A 9,704-nucleotide genomic window follows, 5' to 3' on the forward strand; every position below is an offset into this window, starting at 1 on the left:
CCCATCATGCGCACGTACGACCAGCTGATGGGCAGGATGCTCGGGCTGCCGTACGGCGCGGCCGAGATCGGTCCGCCCGCGTGCACGACGGTGCCGCCGCCGGCGAGCGGATGCGACGCATCCTGCGCCTGGGCGTGCCCGGGAAGGAAGGGGGAGAGGTGCGCCTTGGCCGCGACCGGTCCGACACCGGGGCCGCCGCCGCCATGTGGGATGCAGAAGGTCTTGTGCAGGTTGAGGTGCGAGACGTCTCCGCCGAAGTCGCCGAACCGCGCGAAGCCGAGCAGGGCGTTGAGGTTGGCCCCGTCGACGTACACCTGGCCGCCGGCCTCATGCACCAGTCGGCAGATCTCTGCGACCTCGTGCTCGTACACGCCGTGGGTCGACGGGTAGGTGATCATGAGGGCGGCGAGCTTGTCGGCGTGCAGCGTGATCTTGGCGCGCAGATCGTCGACATCGACATTGCCGTTCTCGTCGCAGGCGACGACGACCACATTCATGCCCGCGAGCACCGCCGATGCGGCATTTGTTCCGTGCGCGCTCGACGGGATGAGGCAGACCGTGCGATCGAACGATCCATTCGAGTGGTGGAAGCCGCGAATCGCAAGCAGGCCTGCGAGCTCGCCCTGGCTTCCGGCGTTCGGCTGCAACGAGACGGAGTCGTAACCCGTGACCTCGGCGAGCCACGTCTCGAGCTGCGCGATGAGGGTGAGGTAGCCCTCGACGTCGGCGCGAGGGGCGAAGGGGTGCAGGGCGCCGAACTCGGGCCAGGTCACGGCCTCCATCTCGGTGGCGGCGTTGAGCTTCATGGTGCACGAACCGAGCGGGATCATGCCCCGGTCGAGCGCGTAGTCGTAGTCGGCGAGGCGCTTGAGATAGCGCATCATGGATGTCTCGGAGCGGTGGGTGTTGAAGACCTCGTGGGTGAGGTAGTCGCTGGTGCGCAGGATGTGCTCTGGCAGGCTCACGGCGAGCTGCTCGGAATCGTTCGTGGGCGGCACGCCGAACAGGCCGAGGATCGTGTCGATGTCGCCGACCGTGGTGGTCTCGTCGACCGACACTCCGATAGTGTCGCCGTCTGCGACATGAACCAGGTAGCCGCCCGCGTGCGCCCGGGCGGCGATCTCGGCAGCGCGACCGGGCACCCGCACCTGGATGGTGTCGAAGAAGTCCTCGTGCACGAGTTCAGCCCCGGCGGCCTCGAGGGCGCTGGCGAGCCGCCGGGCGATGCCGTTGACGTCGAGCGCGATGCGCTGCAGCCCCTCCGGGCCGTGGTAGACCGCATACATTCCCGCCATCACGGCGAGCAGTACCTGGGCCGTGCAGATGTTCGACGTCGCCTTCTCGCGGCGGATGTGCTGCTCGCGCGCCTGCAGGCTGAGCCGGTAGGCCGGGTGGCCCGAGGCATCCTGGCTGACGCCGACGAGGCGCCCCGGCAGCTGCCTCTCGAGCCCCGAGCGCACGGCCATGTACCCGGCGTGCGGGCCGCCGAAGCCCATCGGAACGCCGAACCGCTGGCTCGTTCCCACGGCGACGTCGGCGCCGAGCTCGCCGGGCGACGTGATGAGCGTCAGGGCGAGCAGGTCGGCCGCGACGACGGCGAGACCTCCGGATGCGTGCACCGCCTCGATCACATCGCGCGGGTCCCAGACGCGGCCGGATGCGCCGGGGTACTGGATGAAGGCGCCGAATCCGGTGGCGAGGGGGTGATCGTGTGACGCCGGGTGGTCGACGCGGTCGAGGGTCAACTCGACGATCTCGATGCCGACCGCGTCGGCGCGCGAGCGCAGCAGCGCCTTGGTCTGCGGAAGGGCGTCGGAGTCGACCAGAAAGATGTTGGAGGTCGACTTCGACGCGCGTCGGGCCAGCAGCATTCCCTCGGTTACGGCCGTGGCCTCGTCGAGCATGGATGCGTTCGCCGTCGACAGGCCTGTGAGGTCGGCCACCATGGTCTGGAAGTTGATGAGCGCCTCGAGGCGCCCCTGCGAGATCTCGGGCTGGTAAGGGGTGTACGCCGTGTACCAGCTGGGGTTCTCGAGCACATTGCGGCGGATCACCGCGGGCGTGATCGTGTCGTAGTAGCCGAGTCCGATCATCGACCGGTTCACGGTGTTGTGCGAGGCGAGCGCACGCAGCTCGGCGATGGTCTCGCGCTCGGTGGCCGCGGCCGGAATGGCCTCGGCCCGATGCGTCTCCGACAGCTGGATGGATCCGGGGATCGCGGCGCGCACCAGCGCGTCGACCGAGTCGTAGCCCAGGCGGGCGAGCATGACTGCCTGTGCGCTGTCATCTATTCCGATGTGGCGCGCGGTGAAGGGAAGCGACATCGGTGTGCTACTCCCCCAGCAGTGCGGTGTACTCGTCGAACGAGAGCAGCGGCGGCAGCTCGGTGAACTCGATCTTGATGAGCCACCCGTCACCCAGAGGATCGCTGTTCACCAGTTCGGGAGCGGCCTCGACGGCGGCGTTCTTCTCGAGCACCGTTCCGTCGACCGGGGCGAAGAGTTCGCCGACCGACTTGGTCGATTCGATCTCGCCGACGATCGAGCCGGTGGCGAGGGATGTTCCCACGTCGGGCAGGTCGACGAAGACCACGTCGCCCAGCTTCTCGGCCGCGAAGGCCGTGATGCCCACGGTGGCGGTGCTTCCCTCGACGAGCACCCATTCGTGCTCTGCCGTGTACTGCAGTTCGCTTTCGGTAGCCATGAAATCAGTCCTTCTTCGCGCGGTAGAACGGGAGGGTGGTGACGCGGTAGCTGAGGCGCGTGCCGCGGATGTCGATGCTGACGGTCATGTCGGGAGCCGCAAATGCTACGTCGACATAGGCCATGGCGATCGGGATGCCGAGGGTCGGCGACAGGGCGCCGCTCGTCACGACGCCAATGGCTTCGGTCGAGTCGTCGGAGGCGAAGACTTCGTAGTCGGCCCGGGCTGCCCGCTTGCCCTCGGCGACCAAGCCGACCAGCGTGCGCGCATCCGGTGCCGGACCGGCCTCGACAGCCTCGCGACCCACGAAGTCGCCTTTCGTCGCCGCGGCGACGACGCGCCCCAGCCCGGCCTGCACCGGGAACGTCTCGATGCCGAGTTCGTGGCCGTAAAGCGGCATGCCGGCTTCGAGCCTCAGCGTGTCGCGGCTCGCGAGCCCGGCGGGAACGAGACCGAGCGGGGTGCCGGCCTCGGTCAGCGCGTTCCAGAGTTCTTCGGCGCGGTCGGGGCTGACGTAGAGCTCGAAGCCGTCTTCGCCCGTGTAGCCCGTTCGGGCGATGAGTACCGGATGCGTTCGGAACGACCCCGAAAAAGCGCGGTAGTACTTGAGCCCGGCGAGTGTGTCGCCCACGTCGCGCCCGTCGGGGTGGCTGCCCTCGATCGCGAACCCGTCGGTGGAGGTGAGGATCTCGCGTGAGCGCGGGCCCTGCACGGCGATGAGTGCGAGGTCGTCGCTTTCGTCGAAGACCTCGCACTCGAACGGCGAGGTGCGTTCGAGGAGTTCGGCGGCGACGACCTCCCTGTTCGAGGCGTTGGCCACGACCATGAACCGGTCATCTCCCGTGCGGTACACGACGACGTCGTCGATGATGCCGCCGGAGCGATCGAGCAACAGGCTGTATTTCGCCTGGCCGATCGTCGTGGCCGAGAGCTTGCCTGCGAGGGCGTAGTCGACCGCGTCCGCCGCTTCCGGGCCGACGATGAAGATCTCTCCCATGTGCGAGAGGTCGAAGATGCCCGCGGCGGTGCGCACGGCGTGGTGCTCAGCGAGATCGCTCGAGTAGCGCACCGGCATCTGCCATCCGGCGAAATCGGTGAAGCTGGCTCCGGCGGCCACATGGATGGCGTTCAGCGGGGAGTATCTATCGGTCACGAGTTCTCCAGTGCGCAGTGGACAGTGCGAAGCACGGGCATGAACCCGAGCAGTCAAGAACTCCCCCTCTGTCATCAGTGCCTGAGAGCTTCGCCGCTGCGCGTCGGCAGCGGCTTTCACCGTGGGCGGATCGCAGACGTGTCGTCGCGATCGCTTTTCAGAGTGGCCTGTTCGATGCGGTACACGTACCTGAGAGATTGCTGGGGAGAATTGCTCCTTCGGTGCCTGCCGAGATGATCGGCGGGCTCTCCCGCATCGCGTGATGTCGGCCCGATATTCGTTTGTGCGGCCAGCCTAGCAACATACCCGCGATCAGACGCGCGGCGCGAGCGCGTAGCCTGAGAGGCGACCGGGCGCATCGCGCAGTCAGGACGGATCCCGTGGACCATCGATTGAACAAGCTCTTCATCACCGCGGCGAAAGAGTTGCACTTCGCGAAAGCGGCCAAGATCGAGGGCATTCCGCGCTCGAGCATGATCGCCGCCGTCAAGCAGCTCGAAGAGAACTTGGGCTATCCGCTGTTCGACTACGACGCCGAGTCGACGGTACTCACCCCCGAGGGCGTCGCATTCGCCGAGAAGGCGGCCGCCGACCTCGCGAAGTCGACGGGCAACTCCACGATTACAGCTCCCCAGGCAGGCGGCAAGGCGAAGGCGTCGAAAGGCAAAGGCCGGGCGCCGGCGGTCAAGGGCGCCCCGCGGATCGGCAAGCGCCGGCAGAGCCGCTGACGCTCGTCGGGACCACGGTCCGCGAGGTGTACTGTTCGTTCAGTACACTGTCTGACGGGAGTAGTAATGGCTACGTGGTTTATCACCGGAGCGGGACGCGGGTTGGGATTCGAGATCGCCCAGCATGCGCTGGCCGCAGGAGACAATGTCGTTGCGACAGCGCGAAACAAGTCCAGCATCGACGACGCATTCCAGCATTCGCCGAACGGGCGGGTTCTCCCGGTGGCCCTCGACGTGACCGATGAGACGCAGGTTGAAAGCGCCGTGGAAGAGGCACTCGAACGGTTCGGCGGCATCGATTTTCTCGTCAACAACGCAGGGCGCGGATTGCTCGGCGCCGTGGAGGAGGCTTCTGCCGCCGAAGTTCAGACCGTCTTCGAGACGAACGTGTTCGGCGTCTTGAACGTCATCCGCGTCGTCCTCCCGTCTATGCGCTCCCGACGGTCGGGTCACATCGTGAACATCGGTTCGATGGGTGGCTTCGCGCAGGTCGCCGGATGGGGCGTCTACGGCGCCACGAAGTTCGCGCTCGAAGGCCTGAGTGAAGCGATGCATGCCGAACTCGCACCGCTCGGCATCTACGTGACGATTGTGGAACCTGGCAGCTTCCGCACCAACTTCCTCGACGGCAGCTCGCTGCAAACCATCGAGCGCGAATACGCGGACTACTCGGAGACAGCGGGAAGAGTCAGGCACGCGGTCGACGGGAGCAACGGCGGCCAACCAAGCGATCCTGCGCGGGGTGCCGCTGTCATTGTCGAAGCCGTCACATCAGAGAATCCGCCACTGCGGCTCCAAGTCGGGCCGGATGCCGTGGCAATGGTCGAAGGCAAACTTGCCCGTGTGCGAGACGAGCTCGAGGCCTGGCGCGACCTCGCCTCGAACACGGCCTTCACGACGAGCCCGTCGAACAGCGTGAAATGACGACGCGCAACGAATTGGGAACGCGTGTGAGCCGGTCCCGAGCGGCGGTCATTGGCGCTACAGCACAGCTTCTGACGGAGGGTGGTTTGGGCGCGGCGACTATCGACGCCATCCGGGATCGGTCGGGGGTCTCGAAAACGACGATCTACAAGCACTGGCCGAACCGGCTGTGTGTCGCGATCGATGCATTCGCCGATCGACTCGCCCTCGACACAGCCATGCCTGACACGGGAACGGCGCGAGAAGACCTGACTCAGCAGATCCGCACCGTCTCCGCCTTCTACTCCTCGCCTGTCGGGAGCGCCTTTGCCGGTATCCTCTCTCAGGCGGCGCAAGACGAGGATGCGCGCGCGTGGCTCGAGACGCGCCTTGCCGACAGTCGGCAGCACGGCATCCACGTGTTGTGGCAGAGAGCCGTGCTGCACGGTGAAGTCCGTTCTGACCTGACGGCCGACCTGGCCTTCGACATCCTTTTCGGTCCCCTGATGTGGCGTCTCGTTACCGGGAGACAGGCCTTGGACGACGGCGAGGTCGACGCCCTCGTCGCGTCGGTGTTGGTCTAGAGCGCGCGGATCGGCAGGTGTGCCCCTGCGAAAGATCCGACCGCGGTCTTCTGTACCGCCAGCAGCGAAGCGCTACTCGTCGTCTGAGGGGTCTTCGGGCTTCTCGAACGGATCGCGCCGAATGCGCCTGACCGTCAGCACGATGACGGTCACGATCAGGGCCAGGCCAGCGATCGACACGGCGATGGCGACACCGACGCGGTTACCGTCACTATTGACGGTCGCGTCATCATTCACCACCGGTTCGGCCGTTGCCGTCGCCGCCTCGCCCGGCGGCTCCGCCATCGTCGTCATGGTGGGTTCCGGGGTCGCGATCGGGGCCGAGTTCTCGAGCGGCGACCCCGCCCACTGCTCGCCGCAGACCGGCGCGGCCGGCATCCCGGGCAGCGAGTTCGCAGAGTCGACGGGCTGATACTCGAACGCATAGCTGCCCGACGTCGGATGCCCGTCGCTCGAGACCACCTGCCAGGTCACCGTGTAGGTTCCGGCATCACCCAGGGCAAGATCGCTGGATGCGACGAGACCGTCGACCATGACGCATCCGTTCTCGTGAAACGCGCCCGACGCATCCGTCACCTGGATCGCAAAAGCGCTCGTGTCGCCGCCCAGACTGAGCAATTCGTCGCTGTAGGTCAACGCGACCACGGCCGGGTCGACGGTCACGACCTCTCCCGCGGCCGGGCTCGACGATTCGAGGGCGTCATGAGCCGAGGCGCTGGATGCTCCTGCGAGCACAAGGGCCCCGCCGAGCAAGGCGGTCAGGGCAAGGGCGGAGGGCATTGCGAGGAGGCGTCGAGTCACGCCGCTCACGATAGCCGACGGCGCTCCGACGCCGCCGTGAGTCACGCGGCGGCGGCTGGGCGCTCGCTCGGAACGCCGAACGGTCGCCGACGGTCACGAATCGTCACGATGCCGATCGCCGTGACCCAGACGAGCCACGGGAAGGTCGCGAACAGTGCCGTTCCCGCGCCTCCGGCTGCGACGAACGAGGCGGGGTCGGTGCCCCCGAACATCGTCGGCACGGCCGCCAGGTTGAGGATCGCGACGCCGTAGGCCAACCAGCCCGTCCATCGGGGAAGCGCCTCGGAGCCCAGCGTGACGTATGCACTGGCGGCTGCGACAAGGGCCGTCAGCACACATCCGATCGAGCCGAACAGGATCGTGTGACCGACCGTGAGCGCGCGCAGAACGGAGTAGTCGCCCGCCATCCCGGTCACATCGAGTGCCGTGCCGGCCTCCATCGCATCGCCGACGAGCGTCACCGCCACGAAGACGAGTCCTGCGCCGTAGGCGAGGTCGGCGACCCACTGCAGTGCCACCTCTGCATGCGTGATCAGCTGGCGGAATCCGGCGAGGAACACGATGAGCGCGGCCATGAGCATGGTGTCGATGAGGATCGTGAGCAGGGTGCCGCCGCTCGTTCGCGTCATGAAGTCGACGAGGGCGACTTCATCGTCGAGGCTGGGGCGCGCGCCGACGACGAAAACCTGCACAGAGAATTCGGTGGCTGTGAGAACCGCGACCGCGATCGCGGCGATTCCGGTCCACAGCCTCACATCGGGCATGAGCTTTCGGTGCGGAGGATGCTTCGTTGTGCGGTCTGCACCGCGCGGCGACGGGCCAGGTCTCGGTGCTCTCATGGTCAGCCCTTCGGGCAGCAGTGGTAATGCAAGCGTGGTGCTCCACAGCGTAGTGAGTTCCTCAACGGAGAGGGAAACGCAAGACATTGGAAAACTTGTGTCGAACATATGTTCTATTTTTAGATCAAAGAAGCTATACTTTGATAAGACGTATATCCCTCACTACGCGAAAGGTGCGCCGTGATCACCGAGCCCGACTCTCGTCTTGTCAGCTCATTTCGTACGGCGATCGACGAAGTGCACGAGGTGTCACGTCAGATCGCCTCACTGCAGGCGGAGCGAGCCAGGTTGGTCACCGTCGCACGCGCCGCGGGTCAGGCGCTCAACCCGGTCGACCGGTCAGGCGGGGGCCCGCAATGGTCGACTGAGGCCGTCGCACGGCGCGAGTTCGCAACGGAACTCGCCTCAGCGGAGAATCTCAGCGAGCGTGCGGCCTACGCGCTCATCGAGACCAGCTACGAGCTCGCCGAGACATTCGTGCACACTCACCGCGCCCTGTATTGCGGCGACATTTCACTCCGCCACGCCGAGATCATCGTGCAATTCGGCAGTTGCCTCCCTGACGAGAAGCAGCTCGAGTTCGAACTGCGCATGCTCGAGCTCGCCAAGAAGCAGCCGGTGCATCTCCTGCGCACGAGAGCCGGTCGAGAGGCCAAGGCCGCCACCATGGAGGATGCCGTCGAGCGTCACCTGAATGCTGCCGAGGCCCGCATCACGTTCGTCGACACCGCTGATGATGACGCCGGAATGTCGGTCTTCGGAATCCGGCAGCCCGCTGTCGAGAACGAGGCCATCCGCGACCGCGTCCACCGCTTCGCCCTTGCGCTCAGAGCGGCGGGCGATCCCCGCACCATCACGCAGCTTCACGCAGATGTGGCGTCAGATCTGCTCCTGAACGGTTACCTCAGCATGCCGGGCGCTCCAGCGCACGCAGTCCGCGCGCATGTCTACGTAACCGTTCCGGCGCTCTCGCTGCTGGGGTTCAGCGATGAGAGCGCGTCTCTCGAGGGATACGGACCCATCGACGCACTGACTGCTACCCGGTTGACCGCCAACGCACCGTATTTCTCGCGGGTGTTGACCGACCCTGCCACAGGAGCCGTCATCACCGCCGGCATCACCCGCTACAGGCCAGACCCGAGAATGCGCGAATTGGTCGACCTCATCCACGTCACCTGCAGATTCCCGGGATGCACTCGAGTCGCCCGCGACTGCGACGCAGACCACAACGTGCCTTTTCCCCTGGGTGAAACGTCGATCGCGAACCTTGTTCCGCAATGCGCACCCCACCACAAGGTGAAACACAAGACGGCGTGGCAGTTCAGCACTCGAGCCGACGGCACCGTTATTTCCATTTCGCCGTCGGGACATACGAGACAGCACGAACCTCCATCCCTGGCGAGGCCCGCCCCCAGACGCATCAGCTTTCGCGACGCACCAGACAACGCCGACAAGCCGGCCCGCAATTGGTACCGCGGCACGGTTGACGCAGGCATACCTGGCCCTCCTGTCACCGGTGACGACGAGCCGCCCTTCTAGCCGAAAGAACGGTGCGCGGCACCGCCGAGGCCCTACGCAGCCGTGACGTCTATCTCGCCAGGCTCTGCGCCCGCCGCGCCGAACACGAGCATCCGGTTTGCGATCTTGTCTGTGAAGAACCGGTCGTGGCTGACCACGACGACCGCGCCCGGAAAATGCACCAACGCGCGTTCCATCACCTGCGTGCTGGCCAGGTCGAGGTGATTGGTGGGCTCGTCGAGCAGCAGAACGGATGCGCCAGACAACAGACACTGGGCCATCGCGACGCGGGCACGCTGGCCGCCGGACAGCTCACGGATGCGCTTCTTGAGGTCGGCTTCGGAGAACTGGAACATGGCGAGGAATCGACCAACCGACTTGCGCGTCGCGGTGAGGGCGAGGCTGTCGGGCAGGGCGTTCACCGCGTGGGTGACCGTATCGTCGAGGTCGAGCTCGTCGAGCATGCGGTTGTAAG

At 66.1% G+C, this 9,704-nt stretch carries 10 protein-coding genes and 1 riboswitch; of the genes, 4 read left to right on the plus strand and 6 right to left on the minus strand.

Translation table 11 applies throughout. From position 1 onward, the window contains the following. The 3 genes from gcvP to gcvT form a co-directional block, all read right to left on the minus strand. Positions 1-2,324: aminomethyl-transferring glycine dehydrogenase (gcvP, locus tag ACE5CZ_RS07450; protein ID WP_374946696.1), on the minus strand; the 2,324-nt coding region annotated here is incomplete at its 3' end. A 7-nt stretch (positions 2,325-2,331) separates the two neighbouring features. Beyond that, positions 2,332-2,703, minus strand: coding sequence for a glycine cleavage system protein GcvH (gcvH, locus tag ACE5CZ_RS07455; RefSeq protein WP_374946697.1), 372 nt, complete (start codon positions 2,701-2,703; stop codon positions 2,332-2,334). 4 nt (positions 2,704-2,707) lie between these two features. After that, the gene (gcvT, locus tag ACE5CZ_RS07460; protein WP_374946698.1) at positions 2,708-3,856 is read right to left on the minus strand and encodes a glycine cleavage system aminomethyltransferase GcvT; all 1,149 of its coding nucleotides are present in this window, start codon (positions 3,854-3,856) and stop codon (positions 2,708-2,710) included. Between the two features lie 167 nt (positions 3,857-4,023). After that, positions 4,024-4,119, minus strand: a riboswitch (glycine riboswitch). Positions 4,120-4,236: 117 nt separating this feature from the next. On the opposite strand from gcvT, the gene ACE5CZ_RS07465 reads away from it, so the two are divergent. From ACE5CZ_RS07465 to ACE5CZ_RS07475, 3 genes are all read left to right on the plus strand, one after another. Further along, positions 4,237-4,584: a LysR family transcriptional regulator gene (locus tag ACE5CZ_RS07465; protein ID WP_374946699.1), complete on the plus strand. Its 348-nt coding sequence runs from the start codon at positions 4,237-4,239 to the stop codon at positions 4,582-4,584. Positions 4,585-4,650: 66 nt separating this feature from the next. After that, entirely contained in the window at positions 4,651-5,508 is an 858-nt protein-coding gene (locus ACE5CZ_RS07470; RefSeq protein ID WP_374946700.1) for an oxidoreductase, read from the plus strand. Further along, positions 5,505-6,071 (plus strand): TetR/AcrR family transcriptional regulator, encoded by a 567-nt coding sequence (locus ACE5CZ_RS07475; RefSeq protein ID WP_374946701.1) that lies wholly within the window; start codon positions 5,505-5,507, stop codon positions 6,069-6,071. The genes ACE5CZ_RS07470 and ACE5CZ_RS07475 overlap by 4 nt, the downstream gene beginning before the upstream one ends. A 72-nt stretch (positions 6,072-6,143) precedes the next feature. On the opposite strand, the gene ACE5CZ_RS07480 is transcribed toward ACE5CZ_RS07475, so the two are convergent. Continuing rightward, a complete protein-coding gene (locus tag ACE5CZ_RS07480; protein WP_374946702.1) occupies positions 6,144-6,872 on the minus strand; it encodes a copper resistance protein CopC in 729 nt (242 codons plus the stop codon). A gap of 41 nt (positions 6,873-6,913) precedes the next feature. After that, a complete protein-coding gene (locus tag ACE5CZ_RS07485; RefSeq protein ID WP_374946703.1) occupies positions 6,914-7,636 on the minus strand; it encodes a hypothetical protein in 723 nt (240 codons plus the stop codon). Between the two features lie 255 nt (positions 7,637-7,891). Here ACE5CZ_RS07485 and ACE5CZ_RS07490 point away from each other — a divergent pair, with 255 nt between their 5' ends. Beyond that, a complete protein-coding gene (locus ACE5CZ_RS07490; protein ID WP_374946704.1) occupies positions 7,892-9,250 on the plus strand; it encodes a DUF222 domain-containing protein in 1,359 nt (452 codons plus the stop codon). A gap of 32 nt (positions 9,251-9,282) precedes the next feature. Here ACE5CZ_RS07490 and ACE5CZ_RS07495 read toward each other — a convergent pair. Continuing rightward, positions 9,283-9,704: ATP-binding cassette domain-containing protein (locus tag ACE5CZ_RS07495; RefSeq protein ID WP_374946705.1), on the minus strand; the 422-nt coding region annotated here is incomplete at its 5' end.

Source organism: Agreia sp. (genome assembly GCF_964263775.1).
Classification (GTDB): Bacteria; Actinomycetota; Actinomycetes; order Actinomycetales; family Microbacteriaceae; genus Agreia.

Bases quoted from the DNA above. Each gene is read 5' to 3' on its own strand.
- gcvH (WP_374946697.1), bottom strand. From the start codon at position 2,703: ATGGCTACCGAAAGCGAACTGCAGTACACGGCAGAGCACGAATGGGTG.
- ACE5CZ_RS07470 (WP_374946700.1), top strand. From the start codon at position 4,651: ATGGCTACGTGGTTTATCACCGGAGCGGGACGCGGGTTGGGATTCGAG.
- ACE5CZ_RS07475 (WP_374946701.1), top strand. From the start codon at position 5,505: ATGACGACGCGCAACGAATTGGGAACGCGTGTGAGCCGGTCCCGAGCG.
- ACE5CZ_RS07485 (WP_374946703.1), bottom strand. From the start codon at position 7,636: ATGCCCGATGTGAGGCTGTGGACCGGAATCGCCGCGATCGCGGTCGCG.